The 25,492-nt window shown below is 71.3% G+C and carries 27 protein-coding genes; 10 read left to right on the top strand and 17 right to left on the bottom strand.

Annotation, left to right across the window (positions count from 1 at the left end):
- Positions 1-127 precede the first annotated feature (127 nt).
- Complete coding sequence (locus BLS99_RS24490) at positions 128-1,327, bottom strand: FAD-dependent monooxygenase (protein WP_091054367.1); 1,200 nt, start codon at positions 1,325-1,327, stop codon at positions 128-130.
- On the bottom strand, positions 1,324-2,718 hold the full coding sequence (locus BLS99_RS24485) for an MFS transporter (RefSeq protein ID WP_091054366.1): 1,395 nt from the start codon (positions 2,716-2,718) through the stop codon (positions 1,324-1,326). The genes BLS99_RS24490 and BLS99_RS24485 overlap by 4 nt, the downstream gene beginning before the upstream one ends.
- 226 nt (positions 2,719-2,944) lie before the next feature.
- Here BLS99_RS24485 and BLS99_RS24480 point away from each other — a divergent pair, with 226 nt between their 5' ends.
- Both BLS99_RS24480 and BLS99_RS24475 read left to right on the top strand, forming a co-directional pair.
- On the top strand, positions 2,945-3,574 hold the full coding sequence (locus tag BLS99_RS24480) for a TetR/AcrR family transcriptional regulator (RefSeq protein ID WP_091054365.1): 630 nt from the start codon (positions 2,945-2,947) through the stop codon (positions 3,572-3,574).
- Positions 3,575-3,770: 196 nt separating this feature from the next.
- Positions 3,771-5,012, top strand: a complete 1,242-nt coding sequence (locus tag BLS99_RS24475) for a hypothetical protein (protein ID WP_218126848.1) — start codon at positions 3,771-3,773, stop codon at positions 5,010-5,012.
- A gap of 90 nt (positions 5,013-5,102) precedes the next feature.
- Here BLS99_RS24475 and BLS99_RS24470 read toward each other — a convergent pair whose 3' ends face one another.
- Positions 5,103-5,402 (bottom strand): hypothetical protein, encoded by a 300-nt coding sequence (locus tag BLS99_RS24470; protein ID WP_091054363.1) that lies wholly within the window; start codon positions 5,400-5,402, stop codon positions 5,103-5,105.
- Positions 5,403-5,512: 110 nt separating this feature from the next.
- Positions 5,513-5,938: a hypothetical protein gene (locus BLS99_RS24465; RefSeq protein WP_091054362.1), complete on the bottom strand. Its 426-nt coding sequence runs from the start codon at positions 5,936-5,938 to the stop codon at positions 5,513-5,515.
- Positions 5,939-6,053: 115 nt separating this feature from the next.
- On the opposite strand from BLS99_RS24465, the gene BLS99_RS24460 reads away from it, so the two are divergent.
- The 5 genes from BLS99_RS24460 to BLS99_RS24440 all read left to right on the top strand — a co-directional run bounded on the left by BLS99_RS24460 (position 6,054) and on the right by BLS99_RS24440 (position 11,846).
- Positions 6,054-7,163 carry an NAD(P)/FAD-dependent oxidoreductase gene (locus BLS99_RS24460; RefSeq protein ID WP_218126847.1) on the top strand — a complete coding sequence of 370 codons (1,110 nt, stop codon included), beginning with the start codon at positions 6,054-6,056 and terminating at the stop codon, positions 7,161-7,163.
- Positions 7,164-7,174: 11 nt separating this feature from the next.
- On the top strand, positions 7,175-8,563 hold the full coding sequence (gene hglS / locus BLS99_RS24455; protein ID WP_091054360.1) for a 2-oxoadipate dioxygenase/decarboxylase: 1,389 nt from the start codon (positions 7,175-7,177) through the stop codon (positions 8,561-8,563).
- Positions 8,560-10,101: an L-piperidine-6-carboxylate dehydrogenase gene (amaB, locus tag BLS99_RS24450; RefSeq protein ID WP_218126846.1), complete on the top strand. Its 1,542-nt coding sequence runs from the start codon at positions 8,560-8,562 to the stop codon at positions 10,099-10,101. The genes hglS and amaB overlap by 4 nt, the downstream gene beginning before the upstream one ends.
- 71 nt (positions 10,102-10,172) lie before the next feature.
- Positions 10,173-11,024, top strand: a complete 852-nt coding sequence (locus tag BLS99_RS24445; protein ID WP_091054407.1) for an alpha/beta fold hydrolase — start codon at positions 10,173-10,175, stop codon at positions 11,022-11,024.
- Positions 11,025-11,051: 27 nt separating this feature from the next.
- Positions 11,052-11,846: a MerR family transcriptional regulator gene (locus BLS99_RS24440; protein ID WP_091054358.1), complete on the top strand. Its 795-nt coding sequence runs from the start codon at positions 11,052-11,054 to the stop codon at positions 11,844-11,846.
- 45 nt (positions 11,847-11,891) lie between these two features.
- On the opposite strand, the gene BLS99_RS24435 is transcribed toward BLS99_RS24440, so the two are convergent.
- The 3 genes from BLS99_RS24435 to BLS99_RS24425 all read right to left on the bottom strand — a co-directional run bounded on the left by BLS99_RS24435 (position 11,892) and on the right by BLS99_RS24425 (position 13,813).
- Positions 11,892-12,245: a hypothetical protein gene (locus BLS99_RS24435; RefSeq protein ID WP_091054357.1), complete on the bottom strand. Its 354-nt coding sequence runs from the start codon at positions 12,243-12,245 to the stop codon at positions 11,892-11,894.
- A gap of 67 nt (positions 12,246-12,312) precedes the next feature.
- Positions 12,313-13,149 (bottom strand): DUF6585 family protein, encoded by an 837-nt coding sequence (locus BLS99_RS24430; protein WP_091054356.1) that lies wholly within the window; start codon positions 13,147-13,149, stop codon positions 12,313-12,315.
- 76 nt (positions 13,150-13,225) lie between these two features.
- On the bottom strand, positions 13,226-13,813 hold the full coding sequence (locus BLS99_RS24425) for a class I SAM-dependent methyltransferase (RefSeq protein ID WP_091054355.1): 588 nt from the start codon (positions 13,811-13,813) through the stop codon (positions 13,226-13,228).
- Positions 13,814-13,884: 71 nt separating this feature from the next.
- On the opposite strand from BLS99_RS24425, the gene BLS99_RS24420 reads away from it, so the two are divergent.
- Entirely contained in the window at positions 13,885-14,322 is a 438-nt protein-coding gene (locus BLS99_RS24420) for a MarR family winged helix-turn-helix transcriptional regulator (RefSeq protein ID WP_091054354.1), read from the top strand.
- Between the two features lie 131 nt (positions 14,323-14,453).
- Here the strand turns inward: BLS99_RS24420 and BLS99_RS24415 are convergent, their stop codons facing one another.
- The 8 genes from BLS99_RS24415 to BLS99_RS24380 all read right to left on the bottom strand — a co-directional run bounded on the left by BLS99_RS24415 (position 14,454) and on the right by BLS99_RS24380 (position 21,828).
- Positions 14,454-14,873, bottom strand: a complete 420-nt coding sequence (locus BLS99_RS24415) for a PRC-barrel domain-containing protein (RefSeq protein ID WP_091054353.1) — start codon at positions 14,871-14,873, stop codon at positions 14,454-14,456.
- Complete coding sequence (locus BLS99_RS24410; RefSeq protein ID WP_091054352.1) at positions 14,870-16,132, bottom strand: DUF418 domain-containing protein; 1,263 nt, start codon at positions 16,130-16,132, stop codon at positions 14,870-14,872. Before BLS99_RS24410 ends, BLS99_RS24415 begins: the two co-directional genes overlap by 4 nt.
- Before the next feature lie 126 nt (positions 16,133-16,258).
- Positions 16,259-16,696, bottom strand: a complete 438-nt coding sequence (locus BLS99_RS24405) for a DUF6234 family protein (RefSeq protein ID WP_091054351.1) — start codon at positions 16,694-16,696, stop codon at positions 16,259-16,261.
- Between the two features lie 128 nt (positions 16,697-16,824).
- Positions 16,825-17,547 carry a tryptophan-rich sensory protein gene (locus BLS99_RS24400; RefSeq protein ID WP_176953523.1) on the bottom strand — a complete coding sequence of 241 codons (723 nt, stop codon included), beginning with the start codon at positions 17,545-17,547 and terminating at the stop codon, positions 16,825-16,827.
- Positions 17,548-17,765: 218 nt separating this feature from the next.
- Positions 17,766-18,860 (bottom strand): polysaccharide deacetylase family protein, encoded by a 1,095-nt coding sequence (locus tag BLS99_RS24395; protein WP_091054350.1) that lies wholly within the window; start codon positions 18,858-18,860, stop codon positions 17,766-17,768.
- 201 nt (positions 18,861-19,061) lie between these two features.
- Positions 19,062-20,246 (bottom strand): RNA polymerase sigma factor, encoded by a 1,185-nt coding sequence (locus BLS99_RS24390; RefSeq protein ID WP_245712400.1) that lies wholly within the window; start codon positions 20,244-20,246, stop codon positions 19,062-19,064.
- Between the two features lie 119 nt (positions 20,247-20,365).
- Positions 20,366-20,758, bottom strand: a complete 393-nt coding sequence (locus BLS99_RS24385) for a YciI family protein (RefSeq protein ID WP_091054348.1) — start codon at positions 20,756-20,758, stop codon at positions 20,366-20,368.
- A gap of 137 nt (positions 20,759-20,895) precedes the next feature.
- A complete protein-coding gene (locus BLS99_RS24380) occupies positions 20,896-21,828 on the bottom strand; it encodes a LysR family transcriptional regulator (RefSeq protein ID WP_218126845.1) in 933 nt (310 codons plus the stop codon).
- A 139-nt stretch (positions 21,829-21,967) separates the two neighbouring features.
- On the opposite strand from BLS99_RS24380, the gene BLS99_RS24375 reads away from it, so the two are divergent.
- Both BLS99_RS24375 and BLS99_RS24370 read left to right on the top strand, forming a co-directional pair.
- Positions 21,968-22,828, top strand: a complete 861-nt coding sequence (locus BLS99_RS24375) for an aldo/keto reductase (protein WP_091054346.1) — start codon at positions 21,968-21,970, stop codon at positions 22,826-22,828.
- A gap of 29 nt (positions 22,829-22,857) precedes the next feature.
- A complete protein-coding gene (locus BLS99_RS24370) occupies positions 22,858-23,790 on the top strand; it encodes an aldo/keto reductase (protein WP_091054345.1) in 933 nt (310 codons plus the stop codon).
- Between the two features lie 97 nt (positions 23,791-23,887).
- On the opposite strand, the gene BLS99_RS24365 is transcribed toward BLS99_RS24370, so the two are convergent.
- A complete protein-coding gene (locus tag BLS99_RS24365) occupies positions 23,888-24,796 on the bottom strand; it encodes a GlxA family transcriptional regulator (protein WP_091054344.1) in 909 nt (302 codons plus the stop codon).
- 19 nt (positions 24,797-24,815) lie between these two features.
- Entirely contained in the window at positions 24,816-25,400 is a 585-nt protein-coding gene (locus BLS99_RS24360; RefSeq protein WP_091054343.1) for a cysteine hydrolase family protein, read from the bottom strand.
- Positions 25,401-25,492: the final 92 nt, after the last annotated feature.

The following is a 25,492-nucleotide window of genomic DNA, read 5'->3' as shown; positions in this document are numbered from 1 at the left end:
ATCATTCCTGCAAGATGAAGCAGACCCGGACCAGATGGTCCGGGCCTGCTGTCTTGTGCGGCCACGGTTTCCCGCAATGAGCCTTCGGCGACGGCGCTCGATGAGCGCCGTCGCCCTCCTGGTTCTGTCACGGGTTCGGGAAGGGCGGCAAGGTCAGGGCCGAGTAGGCCGGGCGTGGTGTGGGGGCGGGCAGGGTGACGAGGTGGCGGAGGCTGGCGTTGCGCTGGTTCAATGCCCGCGCGGTGGTCGGGAAGAGTGCGGCCGTGCCGTGGTCGATCAGGGCCTGGTTGGCGTCCACGAACGGCCGGGTGGTGCGTTCGTAGGCGGTGAATGCCTCGGTGTGGTTCGGGTTGGCGGCCAAGGAGTGGGCGAGCATGTAGGCGCCGACCAGCGCGAGGCTGGAGCCCTGCCCCGTCAGGAACGACGGTGCGTACGCGGCGTCTCCGACGAGTGCGATCCGACCGCTCGACCAAGTCGGCATGCGGATCTGGCCCACTGTGTCGCAGAACAGGTCGTCCGCACCGCGCATGGCCTCGATGATGGTCGGGACCTCCCAGCCGGCGTCGGCGAATGCCTCGGCGACCAGGTCCGCCTGGGAATCGGGGTCCCGGGCGAGCGGCGGTTCGGGCCGGTGGAAGTTCAGGAAGGCGTGCAGCTCGTCGTCCTTGCCGCCGGTAGCGTAGAGCGCCGCGGCCCTGCCGGGGGCGTTCCACATCACGAGCTCGCGGGCGAGCCCGAAGGCGTTGGGCATGGTGAACACCGCGAAGCGGTAGCCGAGGTGGCGGTGGAACGGCCCTTCGGGGCCGAACAGGAGGCGTCGGGTGTGCGAGTGCATGCCGTCGGCGCCGACCACCAGGTCGAAGGTGCGCCGGCCGCCGTTGCGGAAGGCAACGTCGACGCCGTCTGAGGTCTGGTCGAGGGTGTCGATGGAGTCGTCGAACAGGAACTCCACGTCGTCGCGGACCGCCGCATGGAGGGCCGCCGTCAGGTCCCCGCGGCGCACTTCGAGGTCGCGTCCCTCGACGCTGCCGGCAAGGGTGTGCGGAGGGACCGAGGCCACTTCGCCGCCGTCGGCGTCGAGGAAGGTGATCCGCTGGGAGTCGACGTGCGCGTCCCGCAGTCGCGGCAGTATCCCCATCCGCCCGGCCACTTCGATCGCGGTGCCGCGCACGTCGATCGGGTAACCGCCGTCTCGCGGTGCGCTCGCCTTCTCGACTATGGTGACCGCGAATCCGTACCGGTGCAGCCAGTACGCTAGGGCGTGGCCGGCGATGCTGGCCCCGGAGATCAGGACCGTGCGCTTCGAGCGGTGCGATTCGGCTGTCATGCCCGAGCTCCCTTCTTCATGATGCGGACGGCGAGCAGTGACAGCGCGGTGATGACGCCGGCGATCGCGAAACCCGTGGTGAAGGCCGACTCGTTCGGCAGGTCGGACGCCGGGTCGATCCTGGCCTCGAGGATCGCGCCGGCGATCTGGGCGCCGATGGCGACGCCGACCACGCGGGTCACGACGAGCAGGCCGGTGGCGATGCCGGTGTCCTCGGCGGCCACGGCGGTGGCGATGCCGGCGAGCAGCGCGATGGCGCTGACGCTGACGGCGAAGCCGATCAGGGCGCGGGCGACGACCAGCTGCCAGGTCGCGTCGTGCATCGACGCGAGGGTGAGCAGCGCGGCGGCCGTGGCGATGGCGCCCACGGTGATCACCGCACGCGGGCTGAAACGCCGCGCCGCGATGCCGGCGATCGTCCCGGCCACCACCCCGGCAATGGTCGCGGGCAGCAGGAGCAGTCCGATGTCGGTCGAGCTCGCCGCGAATCCGTACCCTTCGGCCGGTGTCGAGAGCAGCTGCGGCACGAGATAGACCGTCATCCCGAAGCCGAGGCTCATGAGCAGGGTGACGACGCAGGAGCTCCACATGGCCGGGGCCGCCAGCATCCGCAGGTCGACCATGGGCGAGGGCACCCGGCGCTCGACGACGACCCAGCCGGTCGCGAGGGCGGCCACGCCCACGATGACGGCGCCGGTGACGAGCGGCGGCAGCCCTCCGCCGGCCACCGCCGTGAACCCGAGCACGAGCGCGACCAGGGTGCAGCTCAGCAGGATCACGCCGAGCCAGTCGATCCTGGAGTCGGAGGCGGCGGGAGGGTCGTCCGGCATCGATCGGGCCACGATGAGCGTCGTGGCGATGATCGCGATCGTCGGTATCGCGAACATCCAGTGCCGCGACAGTCCTTCCGCGATCGGTCCGGCGATCAGCATGCCGACCAGGCCACCACCGGTGAACAGCCCGCTGACGAGGCCGACGGCCACCTGCGTCTGCCCCGGCGGGAGGTGCTTGCGCACCAGGATGAAGGAGAGGGGCAGCGCGCCCACCATGGCGCCCTGCAGCACCTGGCCCAGCAGGAGCACGGGCAGGTTCGGCGCCAGGCTGGAGAGCATGCCGCCGATCGAGACCAGCGTCATCAGCACGATCAGGACCCGCTTGCCGCCATAGCGGTCGCCGAGCTTGCCCGCGATGGGGGCGACGACCGCGCCGGTGATGAGCAGGGTGATGAAGATCAGCGGGCCCTCGGCGGGGCCGATCCCCAGATCGTGTTGCAGCAGTGGGAGGGAGGGTTCCACGACTGCTTGGAGGGTGCCGAGTGCGAGGGCGAGGGTGCCGAGGGCACCGATCGCCGGTTTGCCGATGCGGACCGGGGAGTCCAGCGTCGCGGTCATAGGCGTCCTTGTCTCGTGGGTTGCGGCCTGCGGACGCGGGCCTTGTCCTCTGCGGTGCGCCGCGCGGACACGGCGTCCGTCTTCGGAAGCCGTCCGCCCTCCGTAGCGGCGACGGCGGCCGCCTCGCGACCGCTCAAGATTTCACACTACACCGTGTAGTGTAATTTCTGGGTCTGTGCTCGCCGCGATCGGCGGAGAGCGGTGCGAGGTCCGTTAGGATCTGCCTATGCCGACGGAGAAGACGCTGCGTGCGGGGTCCGCACAGAAGAGGGCCGCCATCCTCTCGTCGGCCCGCGAGTTGTTCCTCACCGAAGGCTTCGACCGCTCGAGCGTCGACGCGGTGGCCGCCCGCGCCGGGGTGTCCAAGCGGACGGTCTACGACTACTTCGGCGACAAGCAGACCCTGCTGCACGCGGTCTTCGACGACGTGGGCCAGTCGCTGCTGGCCACGGTCCGGCGCACCCTCGACGACACGCTCCACGACCTCGCCGACGCCTCCGAGCTGGAGCCCGCCCTGGTCGCGTTCTCGATGCGGATCACGACCGACATGCTCGACTCCGCGGAGTACACGACGCTGCAGCGCTTCGTCCGGACCGCGTCCGGCCACCTCCCCCACCCGGACGACCGCGCCCTGACCAACGCGCCGGAAGAGGCCATGGGCGAGCGCTTCGCCGCCCTCGGCAGAGCCGGGCTGCTCGACGTCCCCGACCCGCGGCTCGCGGCCGACCACTTCATCGCGCTGACGTTCGGGGTCACGCTCAGCAGGCTCGGTTCCGCGAACGCCGCGAAGGATCCCCGCGTCCAGCCGTTCATCGTCGCGGGGGTGCGGGCGTTCCTGCGGGCGTACCGGGCCTGACGAGGGCGATCCTTCCGTCGTTCCGCCGGATCGGGCAGCGAGGCGGTGGCGGGGCGTTCGTAGGATGCGGCGGTGGTCGGACGAGGTGAGGGGGCCTTCGGTGGGTGAGGACGGGGGCAAGTCGCAGGGGCCGCACTGGCATGAGTACCCGGTCGGGGCTATCGGTGCGGTGGCGGAGGCGTGTGCTCGGGCTTTGTTGGCGTTGCTGGTCGGTCTGGGGGTCGCGTTCGCGTTGATCCTGGGCGCGGGCATCCTCGCCGAGGAGAACCTGCTGGGCGACCCTGGACTCGAGATCGCCGTCGATCATCTGATGCGCTTCAGCGTCGGTTTCCTCATGCTGTTCGGGCTCGGGGTGGCGTTCGTCTGGGCGGTGGTGGGTTACCTGCGGGAGGTGTCCGTCTCAAGGGCGCTGGTGAAGGCCGCCGCCGGGGGTGCTTCTCGTTCGGCTGTGCCCTCGCCCGATCAGGTCGCGTCGGTCATCGGCCCGCCGGCGTCGCGGCTCGGTTTCCTCGGGTGGGGGAACGCGGTCCTGGCCGGTGTGCTGGGGGTGGTCGGGTTCTCCGTGGCGCTGGTGGACAGCAGCCCCGAAGGCTGGGTGATCACGTTGTCCGCCATCGGATACGCGCTGGTGATGAGCCTGCTCGGGTACGCGTGCCAGCAGTGGCTTCCGCGGCCGCACGCCAAGCGCCGGGCGCGGATCGCCGCGCATTGGAGCGCGGCTGACGAAGCGCGGGCCTGGAAGCGGGCGAAGAGCCGCGGTGGTGCGGAACCGCTGGTCTCAGGGTCGTCGAAGGCCGCTGTCTTCATCTACGCGGCGGGACTGGTCGGCGTCGTCGGTTTCGTCGCGATGCTGGCGTCGATGATGATGCGGTGCGCGAGCGTCCCCGGTCGCGGGACGAGCGAGTGCAACGAGGTCTACTACTCGTCGTTCATCGAGCGCGTGCTCTCCTGGGGGTTCTGGATCTTCGCGGTCGCGGTCCCTCTGACGGCGCTGCTCGCGCTGATCGGGGCGCTGCTCTACTGGAGGCAGCGGCGCGCCGAACGCGCCGACCTGCTTGCGGCGCTGGCCGACCCGAGGTCTCGCCGCCCTGACAGGGACGTTCTGGCGTTTCACTCGGAGCAGCGCATGCATCCGCTGGCACGCGTCGCCGCGATGATGTCCGGCGTCGGCCTGGTCTTCAGTTGCTCCGCCTACATGCTCGGCCAGGGCATGGGACTGGGTTCGCAGGAGGTCTACGCCGAGTACCGCACCGAATCGCTCGCCGCGATCCTCGTCTCGGTCGGGCTGTTCGTCGCCGCCGTCGTCGGCACCGGCATCGCCACCGCTCGCGGCCGCGAACTCCGCAATGCCCTCATGCGGCGCTGGCCCACGATCCCTGAGCAGCAGCGCGACAGCCAGGGCAAGCCCAAGCGCCACTACCGCGGCCTTGCCTCCTAGTGCCTGACAGCCGCTCGGTTCGTTCGTCAACCGGCCGGTGAGAGCCGTCCTCGATCCCTTGGGGTGTGCAGCGATCGGCCACGCGCAAGTTCATTCCTCGTCGGGGAAGCCCCAGTCGAGGGCGATGCGGGCGCTAGGGGCGATGGCGTGGATCGCTTGGTCGATGTCGCGCTCGAACCTCGGACTCCACCTGCCGAAGCCGCTGATGATGATCGGGTAGGGCTCGCTGCGGGCGGTGACGGATGGCGAGTCGTGAACGACGCGGACCACCATCCACGACTCGATCCCGTGGTCCTTCATGACGGAGTCCACCGCAGTCTTGACACGGTCGGCTTCGTCAGGCGATTCGAGGTTCTTCACGTCGAGGTACAGATCGATGTTCACTGACATGGCCGTCATCCTAGAGCCGCCTGCAAGGGCGGGGGTGCGAGGTTGCCTCGGCTTGCCGCAGGAGACGCCCTCTCAGTTGGAGGGACGGGTCAAGTTGGGCGTCGCGATCGTCAGGTCAGCTCGGTGGCGCGGAGGGCTGATTCGTATTGGGGGCGTTGGAAGGTGAAGGGGCGGAGAGTGGATCGGTCCCAGTTAGGGCGGTGTTCGTTGGTGAAGTCGATCCAGGTGACGGTGGCGGGAGTGAGGTGGACGTTGGTGGAGAGGGGCCAGCAGCCCCAGTCTCCGCAGTCGCAGCCGAGGAGGACCGTGTCGTCACCGGTGGTGGTGAGGGCCGGAGAGCCGAGGAAGTGGCGGCTGGGCCAGCGGATCAGGTCAAGGCGGGTGAGGCCGGCGTAGGAGCCTGCGAGATCTGCTTGGCCATCGGCTCGGGCCGAGGGGAGTTCGGCTCGGCGGAGGTGTTCTTGGAGGAGGACGCCGTCGACCTTGATCTCCAAAGGGCCGTTCTCGGAGGTGAGGAGAAATTCGACGCGGTTCATCCCGGGATCGTAGTCCGACGGAGCTGGACCTGGCGGGGGTTGGTCGGGATACTGGGGCGACCTGAGAGGGAGGTTGCTGGTGGGTGGTTCGAGTGTGTTGCCATCGGCTGCTGAGGTGGTCGTGATCGGTGGCGGGGTCGTCGGATTGAGCGTCGCGTTCCACTTGGCGGAGGCCGGGGTGCGTGAGGTTGTGGTGGTGGAGCGGGACTTGGTGGGGCGGGGCTCTTCTGCGAAGCCGGTGGGCGGGGTTCGGGCGACGTTCTCTGATGCGGGGAACGTTCTGCTGGGGCAGCGGAGTCTGGAGGCGTTCGAGCGGTTCGGGGCTGCCGTCGGGTTGCGGCAGGTCGGGTATCTGTTTCTCTGCCGGACCGAGGAGCAGGTTGCCGAGGTCGAGCGGTCGACTCGGTTGCAGCGGAGCCTTGGCGGGTCGGGGCGGATGGTCACCGCGGCGAAGGCGTGCGAGTTGAATCCTCTGCTGCGTGCGGAGTCGCTGCTCGGTGGATCTTTCTCGCCTCGGGACGGGCATGCGGAGCCGGCGTTGGTGGTGGCTGCTTATCGGGCTGCTGCGGAGGAGCTCGGGGTCGTCGTCTGCGAGGACGCTGAGGTGGTCGGGATCGAGTGCGGTGGTGGACTGATTTCGGCGGTGGAGACCAGTCGTGGGGTGGTCAGGACTGGGCGGGTCGTGTGCGCCGCCGGGGCATGGTCGAAACGGGTCGGCGAGATGGTCGGGGTGTCGCTGCCGGTGGAGCCGGTTCGGCGGCAGATCGGGATCACTTCGGAGGGCGGTTCGCCGACCTTGCCCTTTACTTTGGATCTTTCTACGACGCTTTACTTTCACGGGTGCGGCGGCGGGTTGTTGTTGGGGATTTCGGACTCCGCGCAGGAGCCTGGGTTCGGACGGGAGTATTCGGAGGAGTGGCGGCCTGCTTTTGACAGGGCGGCTGCGGTCGTGGCGCCGTCGCTGGTGGGGCGGGAGCTCGTGTCGGGGTGGGCCGGGTTGTACGAGAACACTCCTGACCACAATGCCTTGATCGGGGTCTCGCGGGAGGTGCTCGGGTTCGCGTACGCCACCGGGTTCTCCGGGCATGGTTTTCTCCAGGCGCCGGCGGTCGGTGAGGTCATGCGGGACTTGTACCTGGGCCGGAAGCCGTTCATGGATCCGTCTGCGTTCCATGCTGACAGGTTCTCGGCCGCGGCCCCGGTCCGTGAGCGGCACATCATTTGAGGGAGGGGCACATGGTTGCGACTTGGGAGCTGCGGGCGCGGTTCGCGGTTCGGTTGGCGGAGATGTACGGGAGTGAGGTGCCCGCGTATCACACCCTTGTGGACGTCTGCACGGAAGTGAACGCGGAGGCGGCGAAGGGGCGCGATGATGAGCGGCTCGGGTCCATCGAGCGGGTGACGGCCGAAAGGCATGGGGCCATTCGGGTCGGGTCGCCGCGGGAGCTAGCAAAGGTCGCGCGGGTGTTCGCGGCGTTCGGGATGCTGCCGGTCGGGTTCTACGACCTGCGGGACGCTTCGGCCAGTTCGGTTCCGGTGGTCTCGACGGCGTTCAGGCCGGTGGAGGCAGCTGAGCTTGCTCGGAATCCCTTTCGGGTCTTCACTTCCATGCTGGTCACCGAGGATCGGCGGTTCTTCGACGCCGAGACCGAGGGGCGGCTTCAAGAGTTCGTTGCTGGGCGCACTTTGTTCGGCACGGAGCTGTTGGAGTTGGCCGATCGGGCCTCTGCCGAGGGCGGGTTGGGCGATCGTGATGCTGAGCGATTGCTCGGATTGGCGACCGACGCGTTCCGGTTGACCAGTGAGCCCATCGAGCGCGAATGGTACGACCACCTGGAGCGGATCTCGGCCGTCGCGGCCGACATCGGCGGGGTCCCGGCCACCCATATCAATCACCTGACGCCCCGGGTCCTCGACATCGACGAGCTGTACGCGCGGATGCAGGCGCGCGGGATCGCCATGATCAGTGAGATCCAAGGGCCGCCCGCCTGGGAGGGTCCTGACGTCCTGCTCCGGCAGACCTCGTTCCGGGCGCTGGCCGAGGAGCGGGTGTTCCGGCACCAAGATGGGTCCGTTCAGCAGGGGTCGCTCCGAGTTCGGTTCGGGGAGGTCGAGCAGCGCGGCATTGCGTTGACGCGCAAGGGGCGTGACCTCTACGACCGGCTTGTCGTCGAGATCGATCGGCGGCTTGGGGAGGGGCAGGGATTGAGTCGGCAGGAGGTCGCTCTCGCTGTGTGGCGGGGCGGGCTGCCTTCAACCGAGGCCGAGTTGGAGTCCTTGGGGCTGGGGTTCTTCTCTTATCGGGTCGCAGGGGCCGCTCCCCCGGTCGAGCGGGCGTCCCTCCGGGATCTCGTCGCATCCGGGGTTCTGGTGCCCGAACCGATCGTCTACGAGGACTTCCTGCCCCGCTCGGCCGCCGGGATCTTCCAGTCGAACCTCTCGGACGAGGGCACGCGCGACGACGAGCAGGCCGGGGCCGAATACGATCTGGGCCGGCTCGCCGAACTCGTGGGGGCCGAGATCCGCGACCCGTTCGACCTGTACGCAGCGCAGCGGGCCGCGTCGCTGCGGGAGGCCGAGCAGATCCTCGGTCTTCGAATCGATGACGACAGGCTGGAGCAATGATGACGAATCCGACCGCCGCGCCTCCCGCGGCCGGGACCATGGCGGCCGCAGTCCGCAAGGCGCTCAGCGCCCTTGGGGTCGATCCGGACGGGCTTACGGGTCCGCATGAGGCCCGCTCGCCGATCACCGGTGAAGTGCTCGCCCGGACGGCCGAGCACACCGAGGCCGATGTGGCCGAGAAGGTCGGCGCGGCCCATGAGGCGTTCCTGACCTGGCGCGACGTGCCCGCGCCCGTGCGCGGGAACCTGGTCAAGCGCTGGGGGCAGCTGCTCACCGAGCACAAGGCCGAGCTGGCGCTGCTGGTGACCGCCGAGGCCGGGAAGATCGAGTCCGAGGCGCTCGGCGAGGTGCAGGAGATGATCGACATCTGCGACCTGGCGGTGGGCCAGTCGCGGCAGTTGTTCGGCCGCACGCTGCCGTCGGAGCGCCCGGGACACCGGCTCGCCGAGACGTGGCATCCGCTCGGGGTGGTCGGGGTGATCTCGGCGTTCAACTTCCCTGTCGCCGTATACGCCTGGAACGCGGCGCTCGCGCTGGTGTGCGGGAACGCGGTCGTGTGGAAGCCGGCGGAGACGGCGTACCTGTCGGCAATCGGTGCGGATGCGCTGCTCGCCAGGGCGGTGCGAGAGGTCGGGGCTCCGGAGGGGGTCCGGCAGTTGCTGCTGGCCGATCGGGTGGTGGGCCAGGCGTTCGTGGACGATCCGCGGGTCGCGCTGGTGTCGGCAACGGGTTCGGTGCGGATGGGGCGCGAGGTCGCGCCGCGGGTGGCATCCCGGTTCGGGCGGGTGTTGCTGGAGTTGGGCGGCAACAACGCCGCGATCGTGGCGCCTTCGGCGGACCTGGACCTGGCGCTGCGCGGCATCGTGTTCTCGGCTGCGGGGACGGCCGGGCAGCGGTGCACCACGCTGCGGCGGCTCATCGTCCACTCGTCGGTGGCCGACGAGCTGGTGGAGCGGATCGCCGCGGCGTACAGGACGTTGACGATCGGCGATCCGAGTGCGGAGGGCACGCTGGTCGGGCCGCTCATCAGCCGTGCGAGCTTCGAGGCGCAGCAGCGGGCGCTCGCGCGGGCGGTCGAGGAGGGCGGCGAGGTCGTCGTCGGAGGCGGCCGGGTGCTGGTGGCTGAAGCTCCTGACGCGTTCTATGTCGAGCCCGCGGTGGTGCGGATGCCCGGGCAGGCCGGGGTGGTGCAGGAGGAGACGTTCGCGCCGATCCTGTACGTGCTGACCTACGAGCGCCTGGAGGAGGCGATCGCGCTCCAGAACGGTGTGCCGCAAGGGCTCTCGTCAGCGATCTTCACGCAGGACCAGGCGGAGGCCGAGCGGTTCCTGTCGTCGGCGGGGTCGGACTGCGGGATCGCGAACGTCAACATCGGGACCTCCGGCGCCGAGATCGGCGGCGCGTTCGGCGGCGAGAAGGAGACCGGCGGCGGACGCGAGTCGGGCACCGACGCCTGGCAGGCGTACATGCGCCGGGCGACCAACACGGTCAACTACTCCGGCGAGCTGCCGCTCGCGCAGGGCGTGAAGTTCCTCTAGAGGCTGGCAACTAGCGTTCGCTCCAATCGCACTTGACCCTGACGCTGGGTCAGCCTTTTAGCGTGGGCGTCATGGACACAGAAGGTCATACGGCAGGGCAGGACGACTCCGGCGCAGAACCGGTGCGGCGGTTCGCCGTTGTGCGCGAAGAGGCGACGATCGCGGTGTCGCGCGGGGGGCGGGGCCGGCCACTGGTGCTGTGCCCGGGGCTGTTCAGTACGCAGGCGGATCTCGCAGGGCTGGCCGGGGCGCTGCGGGCGCACTTCGACGTGCTGACGTTCGACCTGCGCGGACACGGACGCTCGTCCGGGGCGCAGCGATACCGGTTCGCGTCGTTCCTGGCCGACCTCGAAGCGGTGATGTCGGAGCTGGGACGCGGGTCGTTCCCGTCGGCGCCGGTGATGGCGGGGCATTCGATGGGAGCCGACCTGGTCCTCCACTACGCTGCCGCCCATCCGGGAGCCGCGGCCGGTCTGGTGCTCCTCGACGGCGCGAATCCGCTGCCGGAGCCGTTCCTCTCCGGGATCGAACCGGCTGAGCTGCGGGCCATGGCCGAGGGGATGCAGGCGGCCCTCGCCGAGGTGCGCGGGACGGAGCGCCAGGTGCTGCTGGACGTCGACGACTTCGTCGAGCTGAACGTGGAGATCGACCGGTTGCGCGTGCGGTTGCCGGACCGGCTCCGGGGCCTCGAACTGCCGGTCCACGTGATCGCCTCGACCGCGATGGCGGGCAGGGGCGACGACGATCAGACGCGGTGGCGCAACGCGAACTGGCGGGCGGGGTTCGAGCGGCTCGGCGCCGAACTCCCCCAGGCGGAAGTGACCTGGCTCGACGCCGATCACGGACTCGTGGTCACGCACGCCGACCGGATCGCCGAGATGATCCTGGAGGCGTTCGGCCCCGATGCCCGGGCGGGCGCCTGAACGGCGCGACGCGGGCACACTTGACTGATGCTGACCATCGGGGGACTCGCGGCGCATGCCGGTGTCACGGTGCGGACCGTCCGGCACTACCACGCGAAGGGCCTGCTGCCCGAGCCCGAACGCGATCATTCCGGCTATCGGGTGTACGGCGCCGAAGCCGTCGTCGAGTTGATCCGGATCAGGACGCTCACCGCGGCCGGGGTGCCGCTCGCGCGGGTCCGCGCGCTGCTGGACGCAGGACCCGAGGAGTTCGCCGCCGCGGTGGCCGAGATCGACCATCGCCTGCGCGAGGAGATCCGGGTCAGGGAACGGCACCGGGAGCGGATCGCCGGGCTGGTCGCCGGTGACGGCCTCGCGCTGCCGGTGGAGGTCACCGGGCTCCTGGAGCGGCTGCGGGCCCTCGGCGTGGACGAGCGGATCGTCCGGATCGAGCACGATGGCTGGATCCTGCTGGCCGCGCACTCGCCCGAGCAGGCGGCGGCGTGGGCGGCGGACAAGCGCGACCAGCTCGGGGAAGGCCCGCTCATCGAGTGCTATCGCGGTCTCGGCGAAGCCCTCGACCTCGCCGACGACGATCCGAGGCTGGCCGGCCTCGCCGACCGGCTCGCGGCCTGCGTCGAGCGGCTGGACGTCGGGAGGGCCGGGAGCCTGGTCGGCGAGGGCATCGAACCGCCGCTGGCCCGGCTGCTGGACTCGCTCGCCTTCGACTCGGCGCCGGCGGCGCGGCGTCTGATCGGACTGCTGCGCAGGCGCGGGCGGGCCGACCGGACCGGGATCGACGGTGGCGACGGCCGCCCCGAGGCGCCGACGCGCGGTCGGTGACGTCGGCGGCCCGGTCGTCGTGCGTCGAAGACCTGGTCCTTCAGGTCATTCGGACGGACTCCTGTATTCGGCGACGACCTCGATCGGGCCGATGATGTGGCGGTTGAACTCGTCGAGGTCTTCGGCGGGGACCCAGAGTTCGAGGATCGTGCGGCCGCCGGCCTGCTGGACGGGGTAGCGCCGGGCGAAGTCGTGGTCGAGTTCGAAGCGGGTCACGTAGCCGACGCCGTCGCGCGGGGCGTTCCAGTCGCGGGCGATCTTCGTCGCGTAGTCCTCGTTGAGGACCGGGTAGAAGATCGGCTGGTCGGGGAGGCGCGGGGGCCACGCGGTCCAGTCGGTGGCGCGGACGAGTTCGAGTTCGGCGGGTCCGCAAGGGCGCCAGAGGGTCAGGGTCTGCATCGGTCGTTCCGTTCCGGTGAGGGTCCCTGTGACTGTGGCATATCCGGGGTAAGGCGCGCACCCGGTTTCAGGTCCAGGTCAGGCCGCTGCGGGCCTGGACCGCCTCCTTGAAGACGAAGAAGTTGGGGATGGCGTAGACCTGTTCGCGGGTGCGGAAGAAGCGGCCGCCGGACTTGAAGGCGGCCGTGCCGTCCTTGACCGTGATCTGCTGGAGGTCGGTCCAGGGGATCGTGGTGCCCTCGACGACGAGCGCGTGCCGGGTGAGGGCGAGGCGGCCGAAGCGGACCTTCTCGCCGCTGGCGATGCGGGCCAGGACGTTCGGGAGCTGGGCGTTGGTGATGGCGGCCTGGATGGCCGGGCCCCACTGGTCGGGCCGGTCGAAGGCGGCACCGAGGGTGAAGTCGGCGAGGTCGCCGTCGAGGTTGACGAGCGCGGAGCCGGCGGCGCCCTTGGGGTCGCCGATGGCGATGGGGGCGTTGGCGTCGTCGGTGAGGAGGTAGTTGTAGGTGGTGAGCCCGGTCTGCGGGTAGTGGAAGAGGCGCTGGTAGACGAGCGCGTCGTCCCAGTGGAAGACCGAGACGAGGGTCCTGGGGCCCTTGATGATGAGGCCGTGCTCGAAGAAGTGGAGTTCGTCGCCCGCGCCGGACTTGCGTTTCATGTGGGCGAGGTTGAGCACACCGAGTCCGATAAAGACGGTGAAGATCGCGAGCATGATGAGTCCGAAGCCGTTCGCGAGGAGGTTGCTCCCGGCGAGGCAGGCGACGACGGCGATGTAGATGATGCCGGCGACGGTGAGCGGCACGGCGATGCGGGTCGGGCGGGGCCGGTAGGCGGTCTGCCAGTGGCCGAGGCCGGCCTGGGCGGCGACGCCCTGGAATTCGGGTGAGGGTGCGTGCGGGTGCATGGCTGCGTTCCTGTCCGGAGGCGACGGTGTCGCCCAGGACGGTAGGAACGCCGGGCATCACCCCGTCATCGCCCGGTCATCGCTTGGCGGCTTCGAAGCGGGTCGTCTTCATGAGCAGCAGCCACGGGGAGCGGAAGGGGGTGCGGCTGCTCTCGGTGAGGGCGGTGAGGGCTTCGAAAGGGGCCCTTGGGAAGTCGTAGTCGAGGAAGCGGCCGTCGGGGCGGAGGACGCGGGCGATCTCGGTGGCGCCGGCCGCGGGGTCGGACCAGTGGTGGGAGCTGTAGGTGGAGACGACGAGGTCGAAGGCGCCGTCGTCGAAGGGGAGCGCGGCGACGTCGGCGGCGCGGAGGTCGGGGGCGGGGGTGAGGTGGGCGAGGTTGCGGGTGGCGTGGTCGATCATGTCCTGTGCGAGGTCGACGCCGGTGAGGCGCAGGTCGGGGCGGCGCTTCGCGAGGACGCGGAGGAGGATGCCGGGCCCGGTGCCGATGTCGAGGACGGCGGCGTTCCGGGGAGCGGACGCGGCGATGTCGGCGGCGATCCTGCGGTACTGGAGCGGGCCGAGGAGCCGTGCGATCCGGTTGTAGCGGTGGCTGTGGCGGCCCTCGATCGGGCCGTGGTGGCGGTGGTGGTCGGTGCCGTGGTCGTGAGCGTGGTCGTGCGGCATGGCGGTCTCCTTGACAGTTGTGCTGTACAACTTTCAGTCGAGTCTACGACCATTGGTTGTAGGATGCAACCATGACTGAGCACGACGCGGATCACCTGCACCACCTGCTCATGGACGTGGTGCGCACCGCCGAGTTCGCGCTCATGGACGAGGTGGTGCCCGGCCGCGCGATGTCGATGTCGCAGCTCTTCGCGCTCCACGAGCTGGACCACCGCGCCGGGATGTCGCAGCGCGAGCTCGGCGAGCGCCTCGTGCTGGAGAAGAGCAGCGTCAGCCGCCTGGTCGCCGACCTGGAGTCGGAGGGGCTGCTGACCCGCGAGCGCGATCCGGCGAACCGGCGGCTCTACCGGTTGGAGATCACCGCCGCCGGGCGGCGCGTGCACCGAAACGCGGCCGCGGTGCTGCACGAGCGCTACCAGGGCTGGGCCGCCGGGATGACGGCGGCGGAGCGGGAAGGGCTGGCCGCCGGGCTGCCCGCGCTGCTCCGGGTCATGCGGGCCGAGCGCTAGGACGGACAGCGGCATGGGTCGGGGTGGCGTCCGGAAGCGCCGCCGGAGGCCGGAAAGGTGCAGCGGCGCGAAACGAGCCGCGACGCACGGCAGCGCGGGCCGCCGAGAGGCGGCCCGCGCTGCGTTCCGGTCTATCTGAAGGGGTAGCCGGGGTAGATGTAGCCGGCGCTCCAGTGGGGCATGAGGCCGTAGTAGCCGTAGACGTCCTCGCCGTAGCGGCGGTCGGGCTCGTCGACCAGTTCGGGGTCGTAGCCCGGGCCGGACGCGACGTGGTCGCGTTCGCTGCTGAGGTGGACGTGCTCGTCGTCGACGCGGGTGACCGCGCCGACGGGGACGAGGACCTTGCGCTTGCCGAGGCCCAGGAAGCCGCCGGAGGCGACCTCCAGGAACCGGACCTTGCGCAGGCCCTGGTCGATCAGGAGCCCCTCGACCTTGCCGGTCTCGTCGCCGTGGCGGTCGAGCACGGTGTGGCCGCGTACGTCGTCGGCGTCGTCCGCGACCGTCAGATCGGTGTCGTCGAGTCGCACGAGCGTCATCGCCTGGTCGGTCATGATGCTCCCTCCGTCGGGTTCGTTGCAGATGAGGTACCCCCGTGGGGTGCAGGCGAAACGCGGCCGTACGTGAGGCGGCGCAGCAGGATCTCGGCGGGGCCGCGGTAGGCGCGGCGGCGCATGGCATCGGCGAGGGCGAGGGAGAGGAGCCAGGTGGCGACGGCGGCGAGGGCCGCGCCGAGGAAGCCGGTGCGGGCGCCGAGGCCGGTGGTGAACGGGGCGAAGACGGCGAGGAAGACCACCGACTGGAACATGTAGAACGTGAGCGAGCGCTGGCCGAGCGCGGCGACGGCGGTCGCGAAGCGGCCGGGAGCTTTTCGATCGGCCACCAAGGCGATCAGTGCGATGGCGCCGACGCCTCCGGCGAGGCCCGTGACGGCGTGGACGGCGCCGAAGGAGGCGCTGGTCAGCGTCCCGGGTTCGATGAGGCGGCTGGAGACCAGGGCCCACGGGAGGCCGCCCGCGACGGCGAGGCCGATGCCGGTCGCGGCGGTGCGGCGCAGGAGCGGCAGGTGGCGGCCGGGTGATTCGAGGATGCGGCGGCGGGCCGCCCAGATGCCGAGGGTCATCGCGGGGAGCACCTGCCAGCCGAAGGCGATGAGGACGAACGCCCAGCTCCCGAACCGCCAGGAGGCCATCTCGGCGGGGTCGGTGGAGCCGGCGGTGAGGTCGAAGCCCATGAGCGCGTTGGAGGTCGCCTCGCTCGCGGACAGCGCGAGGAAGAACGCCGCCAGCGCGAGGGTCGTCCACGCGGCGACGTGCACGAGCACGCGGTCGCTGCGCACGAGGAGGCCCGCGAAGCAGAGCAGGGCGAAGCCGTAGACCGAGACGATGTCGACCCCGATGACCGCGGCGTGCGCGAACCCGAAGAGCAGCAGCCACCATCCGCGGCGGCGCAGGAGCGGGCGGATCGCGGTCCATTCGGCGCCGCGGGAGGCGAGGCGGGTCGTGAGCTGGACGAGGCCGTAGCCGAAGAGGAGGAAGAACATCGGCCGCGCGCGGTCGTCGACGAGGAGTTCGCGGATGAGGACGGCGGCCTGGTCGACCGCGGTGGGCCGGTAGTCGGCGACGTAGAGGACCAGGTGGGCGTGCGCGAGGGCGATCGCGAGGAGCATGAAGCCGCGGCCGAGGTCCGGTGCGAGGGTCCGCTCGCCGGGCGGGGCCGCGGCGGGCCGGATGGGGAGTGCGGCTTTAGTGAGCACGTTCTTGGGGCGCGCGGCTTTGGGAAGCACGTTCTTGGAGCGCACGGTTGCGGTCATCCTTCGACCGTAAGGAGAACGGAGGTCTACCGGATCGGTCGCGGGTCGCCGCCCGCGGTGACGAACGTATGCGGTTCCGGGGGTGCGCGGCGTCGGAAGTCGCCGCGCGTCCTCCCGTGGGTGGACTCAGCCGCCGGGGCATTCGGCGTCGCCGCCGCTGCGCGGGAGGCACGGTTGCGGGCCGGGGTCGTACTCCCCCGCGGGCGGGTCGTCGCGCAGGAGGTCGCGGGCGGTTTCGCGGGCGGCGCCGCTCTGCGCGAGGAGGATGAGGACTGCGAGTACGGCGGCGGCGTAGACCGCGCCGGTCTTCGGCATCCGGAGGGCGAACGGGAGGACCGCGAGCACGGCGAGGGCGCCGAGGCTGATGCCGACGGCGATGGGCCACTCGGCGACGCCGTCGCTTCGCAGCTCCTCGCAGGTCTGGGCGTCGAGGCAGAAGTTCGCGAGGAAGGCCCACGCGAAGAGCCCGAACGCGAGCACGATCCAGCCGATCGTGCTGAGGACGAGCGCGAGGACCCTGCCGCCCCTGCGGTCGGCCCGGGGCCCGGAGGACTCAGGTGTCATGGGTCGAGTGTGCGGCCGGTGTCAAGCAGTGAAAGGGAGGAATCGGGCGCGGACTGTGGCCCCTCCACAGGCCCGTGCCGGTTTCGTCCTGCGGTGGGGGGTGATTTTCGTGGGTTCCGCCAAACGGGTCAGCCGAGGACGACGGCGCGGTCCTCGGCCCGCAGGAGGCGGACCAGGAGCGCGACGGCGATGAGGGCCGCCGCGAGGGAGGCGAAGACCGCCACGGGCGAGTCGGCGCTGGCGGCGATCCAGGCGAGGGCCCAGACCGCGGCGGCGGCGAACATGGTGACGCCCTTGGCCTTCGCGACCACGGCGATGAGCACGATGGCGGTGACGCCGAGCGCGATGACCGCTACTGCGTTGCCCGTGCCGTCCCCGGTCGCGGCGGCGACGGTGGTGAGCGCGCCGACCACGGTCGCGACGGCGACCCAGCCGGTGTACAGGGTCAGCGGGGCCCACAGGAGCCAGCGGTCGGCGCGGCCGGGCGCGGGCGCGGCGGCGGCCCGGTGCCAGGCGGTGGCGAGGCTGATGAGCAGGAGGACGATGACGATCTGCGCGGCCGTCACCTGGTCGGCGGAGAACAGCACGACCCAGACCGCGTTGAGGACTCCGGCGATCGCGATCCACCAGCCGGTGCGCCGGTGGAGGGTCTGGCCGCGCTGGGACGGCAGGAGCTGCCAGACCGCGAGCGCGAGGACCGCGAGGTAGATCAGGTTCCAGATCATGAACGCGCCGCCCGCGGGGAGCAGGGGGTTGGGGTACGAGCGGGCGACGTCGCCGACGGGCTCGCCGAGGGCGCCGCTGCCGCCGAGCGCGCCGGCGACGGTCTGGAGCAGCGCCGCGACCGTCACGGCGGTGGCGCGGGCGAGATCACTTCGGGACTGCTCGCCTCGGGGCTGATCACTTCGGGACTGCTCGTCTCGGGACTGATCACTTCGCGACCGCTCGCTTCCGGACATGTCAACCGCCTCGGGTAGTTCGACCATCGAATGAATCATGGTCGGTGTACCCGCCCCGGGCGCGGCGCACACGCCGGTCCCGCGGCGCGGGCCGCGGGACCGGTCAGACCTTAGACGCGGGTCCACTTCTGGTTGTTGCCCGTCCAGCACGAGTAGAGCTGGACGTTGGCGCCGTTGGCGCTGCTGTAGACGTCGAGGCAGAGCCCGGTTCCGGTGTTGCGGACCGTCCCGTCAGACCCGAAGGTCCACTTCTGGCCGCTCCCGTTGGAGCAGTTGCCGATCTGCGCGAGCGCCCCGTTCGCCGAACCGGACGGCTCCAGGCACTTGCCGAGGACCCGCAGCTCCTGCGAAGCGGTGTAGGTGAACTGCTGGTTGGCGCCCTCGTAGCAGGTGTAGAGCTGGACGCGGGTGCCGTTGGCGGTGTTCCCGCTCGGCACGTCGATGCACTTGCCGGCGGAGTTGGAGCGGAGCAGGTCGGTGCCGGTGCCGCCACCGCCCCCGCCGCCACCGCCGCCGGAGGGGGCGACGGCCTGGCCGGTGCTCGGGGAGATCATCCCCGCGCAGAGGCCGCGGGCGCGGAGGTTGGACGCGATCTGCGGGATGGCGTTGATGGTGTTCTGGTAGGCGTCGTGCATGAGGATCACGCCGCCGTTTTGGAGGTTGTTCGCGGCCGCCACGATCTGGGCGGTGCTGGCGCCGTTCCAGTCCTGGGAGTCGACGTTCCACAGGACCTCGCGCAGCCCGTACTGGGCCTCGACGGAGCGCAGCGTGGCGTTGGTCTCGCCGTAGGGCGGGCGGAAGAGGACCGGGGTGCCGCCGCCGCCCTGCTGGATGGCCGTCTGGGTGCTGGAGATCTCCTGCGCCATCTGCGACGAGGACAACTGGGTCATGTGCGGGTGCGTGTAGGAGTGGTTGCCGACCCACATGCCGGCGCTGACCTGGGCCGCGACGAGGCCCGGGTTGCTCGCGGCGCGCTGGCCGGTGTTGAACATGGTGGCGCGCAGGCCGTTCGAGGTGAGCGCGTTGAGCAGGCTGTTCGTGGTGCCGGGGTTGGGGCCGTCGTCGAACGTGAGGCCGACGTAGCCGTTGCAGGTCTGGGCCTGCGCGGGGCTGCCGATGAGGAGCGCGACGGCGGTCGCGGCGGCGAGGACGAGTGCGGACAGGGTGGCGATGAGCGGTCGGATGCGGCGGCGGATGCCGTGCATGCTGCCCTCCTTGGGATGCGATGCGGCGCATCAGTCTGCGTCGACGGTTCCCGGGATGAGGGCCGTTGTCGTCATGAGGGGGACGATGGAGCGATGCATTAGACATTGAGAATTATCGATTTAAGCGGGGTCGCGGGCAAGACGGCTGCGCCGGACGGCGGGCGCGGTGCGCCGAACGTGCGGCGAGCGGGCGCCCTGCGGTCACAGCGCCGCGGCCTTCTTCAGGAGGTAGCGCTGCTCGGGCGTGCTCGTGGCCAGGCGCGCGGCCTCGCGGAACTCGCTGCGGGCCTCCGGGAGGCGCCCGGCCCGCTCGAGGAGGTGGGCCCGGACGGCGTGCAGGCGGTGGGCCCGGTCGAGCGCGCGGTCGGCCAGGAGCGGGTCGAGCATCGCGAGCGCGGTCCCGGGGCCCTCGGTCATCGCCACGGCGACGGCGCGGTTCATCGTGACGACCGGGCCGGGCGCGAGGGCGTCGAGCATCCGGTACAGCTCGGCGATCTGGGGCCAGTCGGTGTCGGTGTAGGTGGGCGCCTCGTCGTGGACGGCGGCGATCGCGGCCTGGAGCTGGAACGGGCCCACCGGCCCGTCCGGGAGGGCCGCCTCCACGAGCGCGACCCCTTCGGTGATGAGCGCGTGGTCCCAGCGGATGCGGTCCTGGTCGGCGAGCGGCACGAGGTCGCCGCGGTCGTCGGTGCGGGCGGCGCGGCGGGCCTCGGTGAGGAGCATGAGGGCGAGGAGCCCGGCGGTCTCGGTGTCGCTGGGCAGGCGCAGGTGCAGCTCGCGGGTGAGGCGGATCGCCTCAGTGGTGAGCTGGACGTCGAGCAGATCGGTGCCGCCGGTGGCCGTGTGGCCCTCGGTGAAGACCAGGTAGAGGACCTGGCGGGCGGAGGCGACGCGGGCGGGGAGGTCGGCGCGGGTGACGTCGCCGAGGCGGGCGCCCGCGGCGGCGAGCCGGGCCTTGGCGCGGCTGATGCGCTGGCCCATCGTGGCGACGGGCACGAGGAACGCGGCGGCGATCTGCTCGGTGGTGAGGCCGCCGACGGCCCGGAGGGTCAGGGCCACTTGGGAGGCCGGGGTCAGGGACGGGTGGCAGCACAGGAGGAGGACGTGCAGCGAGTCGTCACCGTCGGTGGCCGGTGGTTCACTTGGGCCGAGCCGGTTCGCGGTGGTCTCGCGGTCGGCCCTGGCGCGGTCGGAGCGCAGGGCGTCCACGAGGCGGCGCGAGGCGGCCCGGATGAGCCAGCCGCGGGGGTTGGCGGGCAGGCCCTCGCGGGGCCAGTGGAGCGCGGCGGAGAGGAGGGCTTCCTGGACGGCGTCCTCGCAGGCGTCGAAGTGGCCGTAGCGGCGCACGAGCGCCCCGAGGACGTGCGGCGACTCGCGCCGCCACACGTCCTCGAGCTCCTGGCCCGGCGGTGCCGTCTTCGAGGCCGCCTCCCCTGAGGATGCGGCCGCCGAAGGTGCGGCCGGTGCCGGCCGCCCTGACGGATCCGCCGGTGCCGACGGGTCCATCAGTGCTCCTCGCCGCCGGGCCACATCGCCGGGCGCAGTTCGATCGTCTCGCCGGGGCCGGAGAAGGCGTTCGCGATCTCCTGCGCGCGTTCGGGTCCGGACACGTCGATGAGGAAGAACCCGGCGAGGTGCTCCTTGGTCTCGGAGTACGGGCCGTCGGTGGCGACGGGCTCGCCCCCGCCCCAGCGGTAGAGCGTCGACGTGCTCGGGTCGGCGAGGGCCTCGCCGTGCACGAGTTCGCCGTTCTCGCTCATCTCGGTGAGCAGCCGCTCGAACTCCCCGTTCAGGCGTTCGCGCACCTCGGCGGGAAGCGCCTGCTGCTCGGGGATGAAGTCCCCGGTCGGGTGGCCCCACGGCTGCGGGTTGGAGTGGATGAGGATGACGTACTTCATGGTGACCTCCTGGTCGCGGCTCCGGCTCTTCCGGATCCTCGCCTGGGACGACGGGGCCGGGCCGCGGTTTTCGACATCCCCGGCCGAGATTCTTCGGATTTTTTCTGAGGCCGCCCCGGACGCCGGCCGGACCGGCCCTACGTGGGGAGCCGGACGGGTTCGGCCGGGGGCCTGTCGGAGAGGGGATTGTCGGGGAGGGGGTTGAGGAGGTCGAGGAGGTGCGCGGCGGGCGAGTCGGCCTGGTCCCACGCGGTGGAGACCACCGAGACGGTCCACTGCGGCGCGTCCTCGTCGGCGAGCGGCAGCACCCGCAGCGCCGCGGCCTGCGGCTTCGCGGCCACGTGCCGCGGGACGACGGCGATGCCGAGGCCGCGCCCGACCAGGTCGAGGAGGGTGTGGACGTCGTTGACGGTGCAGCGCACGCGCCGCCGGGCCCCGCGCGCGGCGAACACCGACTCGTTCAGGGTGCGCACGCCCCAGGCGGCGCCGAAGTCGACGAAGTCCTGGTCGTCCAGGGCCTCCCACGGCACGGTCGCCCGCGCGGCGAGCGGGTGGTCGGGCGGGGTGACGACCACGAGCGGTTCGCGGCCGAGCTCGCGGTGCGGCAGCGTGCTCAGGTGCCGGTCGGTGGCGACGAACGCGACGTCGAGCTCCCCGGCGCGGAGCATCCCGAGCAGGTCGTGGGAGCCGCACTGCGTGAACATGGTCTCCACGCGCGGGTGGCGGCGGTGGAACCGGTCGAGCAGGGAGTTGACGTCGACCAGGCCGAGGCACTGCTCCGCGCCGATCGAGAGCGACCCGGAGACGGCGCGGCTGGCCTTGACGACCGCGTCGCGCGCGCCCGCGGCCTGCTCCAGCATCATCCGCGCGTACGGCAGCAGCGCGAACCCGGCCTCGGTGGGCTCCACGCGGCGCGTGGTCCGCGTGAACAGGGCCGTCCCGAGCTCGTCCTCCAGGCTGCGGATCGCCGCCGACAGCCCCGACTGGGAGATCCCCGTCAGCTCCGCGGCGCGTGTGAAGTGCCTCTCATCGGCGAGCGCGACCAGGTACTCCATCTGCCGCAGATCCATGAATCATTCCCCAGGGTTCTCAATATCAGAAACGCCAGTTGTTGGACTTCTAGATTAGCCGTACCTAGCATCAGCCTGGTCATCCGCCAGCCGGCGGGAGCGCGCGGCCGCGCCCCGCCCAGCCGCAAGGAGTGCACCAATGCAGCAGCGCACCATCGGGAACCGGCAGGTCTCGGCGATCGGGCTCGGCGGGATGCCGATGTCGATCGAGGGGCGGCCCGACGAGGCGCGGTCCGTCGCGGCGGTCCACGCGGCGCTCGACGCCGGCGTGACGCTCATCGACACCGCCGACGCCTACCACCGCGACGCGAACGAGGTCGGCCACAACGAGACCCTGATCGCCCGCGCGCTCAAGGAGTACGGCCCCGGCGCCGACGCCGTCCTGGTCGCGACCAAGGGCGGCCACCTGCGCCCCGGCGACGGCTCCTGGACCCAGAACGGGCGCCCCGAGTACCTCAAGGAGGCCGCGAAGGCGTCCGCGCGGCGCCTCGGCGTCGAGGCCATCGGCCTCTACCAGTTCCACCGCCCCGACCCGAACGTCCCGTACGCCGAGTCCGTCGGCGCGATCCGGGACCTCCTGGACGAGGGCGTCATCCAGCTCGCGGGCATCTCGAACGCATCCGTCGCGCAGATCGACGAGGCGAACGAGATCCTGGGCGGGCGCCTCGCGTCGGTGCAGAACCAGTTCTCGCCGCGCTTCCGCTCCAGCGAAGGCGAACTCGACCACTGCGCGAAGCTCGGCGTCGCGTTCCTGCCGTGGAGCCCCCTGGGCGGCATCAAGAGCGCGCCCGAGCTCGGCAGCCGCCACGCGGCGTTCGACGAGGTCGCCGAGGAGGTCGGCGCCAGCGTCTACCAGGTGACCCTGGCGTGGCAGCTCGCGCTCGCGCCGGTCGTCGTCCCGATCCCGGGCGCCTCGCGCCCCGAGAGCATCCGCGACTCCGCCGGCGCGGCGGACCTGCGGCTCACCGGCGACCAGGTCGCCCGCCTGTCCGCGGCCTAGCGGCCCACGGTCCAGAGGAAGGAATCCCGATGAAGCGGTTCACACTGCCCGGCACGGAGATCGAGGCGCCGAACGTGGTGCTCGGCCTCATGCGCATCCCCGACAAGACCGACGAGGAGGTCCGCACCCTCGTCAAGACCGCCACCGACGCGGGCATCGACTTCCTCGACCTCGCCGACGTGTACGGCCACGAGGTCCACGGCTGCGAGCGCCGCTTCGGCGAGGCCATGCGCCTCACCGCGGCCGAGCGCGAGCGCCTGGTCATCCAGACGAAGGCCGGGATCGTCCGCGACGGCCCGTACTTCGACTTCTCGTACGAGCACCTGATCGCCTCGGTGAACGGGTCGCTCGAAGCGCTCGGCACCGACTACATCGACATCCTCCTGCTGCACCGGCCCGACGCGCTCGTGGAGCCCGAGGAGGTCGCCCGCGCGTTCGACGAGCTCGCCGCGGCCGGCAAGGTGCGCGCGTTCGGCGTCTCGAACCACACGCCGCGCCAGATCGAGCTGCTGAAGAAGCACGTGACGCAGCCGCTGGTCGCCAACCAGCTCCAGCTGTCGATCACGCATTCGCCGCTCATCGCGCAGGGCACGGCCGCGAACATGCAGGGCCTGGACCAGTCGGTCAGCCGCGACGACGGGCTCCTGGACTACTGCCGGCTCAACGACATCACCGTGCAGGCGTGGTCGCCGTTCCAGGCGGGCTTCTTCGACGGGCCGTTCCTGGGCTCGCCGAAGTACCCGGAGCTGAACGCGTCGATCGACCGGCTCGCGGAGCGGTACGGGGTGCCGCCGATCGCGATCGCGGTCGCGTGGATCACCCGCCACCCGGCGAACATGCAGGTCGTCATCGGCACCACCACCCCGGAGCGGGTGGCGGCGTCGGCGCAGGGCTCGGACGTGCCGCTGACGCGCGCCGAGTGGTACGAGCTGTTCCGCGGCGCCGGGTACACGGTGCCGTAAGGCTTTGCTCTGAGAGGAGGCGGCAGGGGCCCGGGCGGATGTCCGGGCCCCTGCCGCTGTGCGGCTGCGGCCCTTGGGTGTTCGGCCGCGGCCCGGCTCAGCGCGCCCCGGCGCGCAGGCGCCGGAGCATCCGGGCGTCGCCGAAGCCGACCGCCCGCGCCGCGGACTCGGTCGGGCTCCCTTGGGCGATCAGGTGCTCGGCGCGTTCGAGGCGGAGCACCGACTGGTACCGCAGGGGGGTCATGCCGGTCGCGTCCACGAACCGGCGCGTGAGGGTCCGTTCGGAGACCCCCGCGGCGGCGGCGAGGTCGGCGAGGCGCAGCGGTTCGGCGAAGCGCACGTCGATGAGGTCCTGCACGTGGTGGACGGCGTCGGAGAGGTGCGAGCGGTGGCGGAGCATCGCGCTGTCCTGGGCGGCGTCGCCGCTGCGGCGGGCGTAGACGACCATGCCGCGGGCGACGCGCGCGGCGGCGGCGGGGCCGTGTCGCGCGGCGACCAGGTGCAGGGCGAGGTCGATGCCGCTGGCGATCCCGGCCGAGGTCACGACCCGGTCGTCCACCACGAAGAGGCGGTCGCGCAGGACGGCGGCCTCGGGGTGGCGCCGCGCGAGCTCGTCCTGGAGTTCGTGGTGGGTGGTGCAGCGGCGGCCCGCGAGGAGTCCGGCCTGGCCGAGCGCGAACGCGCCGGAGCAGACGCTGCCGACGGTGCCGCCGCGCTCGTGGTGCGCGACCACCTGCGCCGCTTGGGCTTCGGTGAGACGCGGGCCGCCCGCGGTCGCCGGGGAGCGCCAGCCGGGGACGAGCAGGAGGTCCGCAGGTCCCAGGTCGGGCCAGTCGGTGGCGGCGCGCAGCGGGAGGCCCTGCGCGGTCGTGACGTCCTCCCGGGCGGCCACGTACGACACGGCGTAGTCGAGGCCGTGGTCGGCGGCGGTCGAGAAGACCTGGGCGGGTCCGGCCAGGTCGAGCAGGTGCAGTTGCGGCACGAGCAGGAAGACGACGCGGGTCATGCTGGGCCTCCCGATCCGGTCAGCGCGCGGTCACTTCGTCCACGGTACTGATCGTCGCGAAGCGGCCCGCCAGCGCGTACTCGGTCCGGGCGATGACGTCGGCGGTCTGGAGGGTGCGCGGGTCGGCCAGGATCTCCTCGACGGGCCGGTCGGGGTCGGTGTCGCGGTGCGGGATCGGGTGGGTGGCGGTGGCGTCGGTGACGAACACGACGTCGAAGCCGAGGTCGGAGGCGACCCGGGCGGTGGTCTCGCAGCACTGCTCGGTGCGGATGCCGCTGATGACGACCTCGCCGACGCCCCGCTGGGTGAGGATCTGGTGCAGGTTCGTGGTGGTGAAGGCGTTGTGGGAGGTCTTGACCAGTTCGGGCTCGCCGGGCTCGGGTTTGAGGCCCTCGATGTAGCGGACGAAGCCCCGGGCCGGGTCGAAGACGTTCCCGGTGCCGGGTTCGCTGTGCAGGACCCACACGACGAGGTCGCCTGCGGCGCGGGCGTGGGCCACGAGCCGGTCGACCTGGTCGGCGATCTGGGGGTTGGAGGTGGCGGCCCAGTTGGGCCGCTGCCGGAAGGACTCTTGGACGTCGATGACGATCAGCGCTCGTTGCATGCCTCGATTCTGCCGCCGGGGCGGCCCCGGCGACAGGCACGATCCCGGCCGGTGCCGGAACGATCCGGTCAGCCGAGGACGGCGGTCGCGCG

The sequence above is a fragment of the Glycomyces sambucus genome (assembly GCF_900102815.1).
Taxonomy (GTDB): Bacteria; Actinomycetota; Actinomycetes; order Mycobacteriales; family Micromonosporaceae; genus Glycomyces; species Glycomyces sambucus.
The sequence above is the reverse complement of the archived record's forward strand: the minus strand, read 5'-3'. Positions and strand labels throughout refer to the sequence as shown.

Bases quoted from the DNA above. Each gene is read 5' to 3' on its own strand.
- BLS99_RS24480 (WP_091054365.1), top strand. From the start codon at position 2,945: ATGCCGACGGAGAAGACGCTGCGTGCGGGGTCCGCACAGAAGAGGGCC.
- BLS99_RS24465 (WP_091054362.1), bottom strand. From the start codon at position 5,938: ATGAACCGCGTCGAATTTCTCCTCACCTCCGAGAACGGCCCTTTGGAG.
- BLS99_RS24425 (WP_091054355.1), bottom strand. From the start codon at position 13,813: ATGCCGCACGACCACGCTCACGACCACGGCACCGACCACCACCGCCAC.
- BLS99_RS24445 (WP_091054407.1), top strand. From the start codon at position 10,173: ATGGACACAGAAGGTCATACGGCAGGGCAGGACGACTCCGGCGCAGAA.
- hglS (WP_091054360.1), top strand. From the start codon at position 7,175: ATGGTTGCGACTTGGGAGCTGCGGGCGCGGTTCGCGGTTCGGTTGGCG.
- BLS99_RS24365 (WP_091054344.1), bottom strand. From the start codon at position 24,796: ATGACCCGCGTCGTCTTCCTGCTCGTGCCGCAACTGCACCTGCTCGAC.
- BLS99_RS24370 (WP_091054345.1), top strand. From the start codon at position 22,858: ATGAAGCGGTTCACACTGCCCGGCACGGAGATCGAGGCGCCGAACGTG.
- BLS99_RS24385 (WP_091054348.1), bottom strand. From the start codon at position 20,758: ATGAAGTACGTCATCCTCATCCACTCCAACCCGCAGCCGTGGGGCCAC.
- BLS99_RS24375 (WP_091054346.1), top strand. From the start codon at position 21,968: ATGCAGCAGCGCACCATCGGGAACCGGCAGGTCTCGGCGATCGGGCTC.
- BLS99_RS24485 (WP_091054366.1), bottom strand. From the start codon at position 2,718: ATGACCGCGACGCTGGACTCCCCGGTCCGCATCGGCAAACCGGCGATC.
- BLS99_RS24410 (WP_091054352.1), bottom strand. From the start codon at position 16,132: ATGACCGCAACCGTGCGCTCCAAGAACGTGCTTCCCAAAGCCGCGCGC.
- BLS99_RS24395 (WP_091054350.1), bottom strand. From the start codon at position 18,860: ATGCACGGCATCCGCCGCCGCATCCGACCGCTCATCGCCACCCTGTCC.
- BLS99_RS24380 (WP_218126845.1), bottom strand. From the start codon at position 21,828: ATGGATCTGCGGCAGATGGAGTACCTGGTCGCGCTCGCCGATGAGAGG.
- BLS99_RS24440 (WP_091054358.1), top strand. From the start codon at position 11,052: ATGCTGACCATCGGGGGACTCGCGGCGCATGCCGGTGTCACGGTGCGG.
- amaB (WP_218126846.1), top strand. From the start codon at position 8,560: ATGATGACGAATCCGACCGCCGCGCCTCCCGCGGCCGGGACCATGGCG.
- BLS99_RS24405 (WP_091054351.1), bottom strand. From the start codon at position 16,696: ATGACACCTGAGTCCTCCGGGCCCCGGGCCGACCGCAGGGGCGGCAGG.
- BLS99_RS24430 (WP_091054356.1), bottom strand. From the start codon at position 13,149: ATGCACCCGCACGCACCCTCACCCGAATTCCAGGGCGTCGCCGCCCAG.
- BLS99_RS24360 (WP_091054343.1), bottom strand. From the start codon at position 25,400: ATGCAACGAGCGCTGATCGTCATCGACGTCCAAGAGTCCTTCCGGCAG.
- BLS99_RS24415 (WP_091054353.1), bottom strand. From the start codon at position 14,873: ATGACCGACCAGGCGATGACGCTCGTGCGACTCGACGACACCGATCTG.
- BLS99_RS24420 (WP_091054354.1), top strand. From the start codon at position 13,885: ATGACTGAGCACGACGCGGATCACCTGCACCACCTGCTCATGGACGTG.
- BLS99_RS24435 (WP_091054357.1), bottom strand. From the start codon at position 12,245: ATGCAGACCCTGACCCTCTGGCGCCCTTGCGGACCCGCCGAACTCGAA.
- BLS99_RS24490 (WP_091054367.1), bottom strand. From the start codon at position 1,327: ATGACAGCCGAATCGCACCGCTCGAAGCGCACGGTCCTGATCTCCGGG.
- BLS99_RS24470 (WP_091054363.1), bottom strand. From the start codon at position 5,402: ATGTCAGTGAACATCGATCTGTACCTCGACGTGAAGAACCTCGAATCG.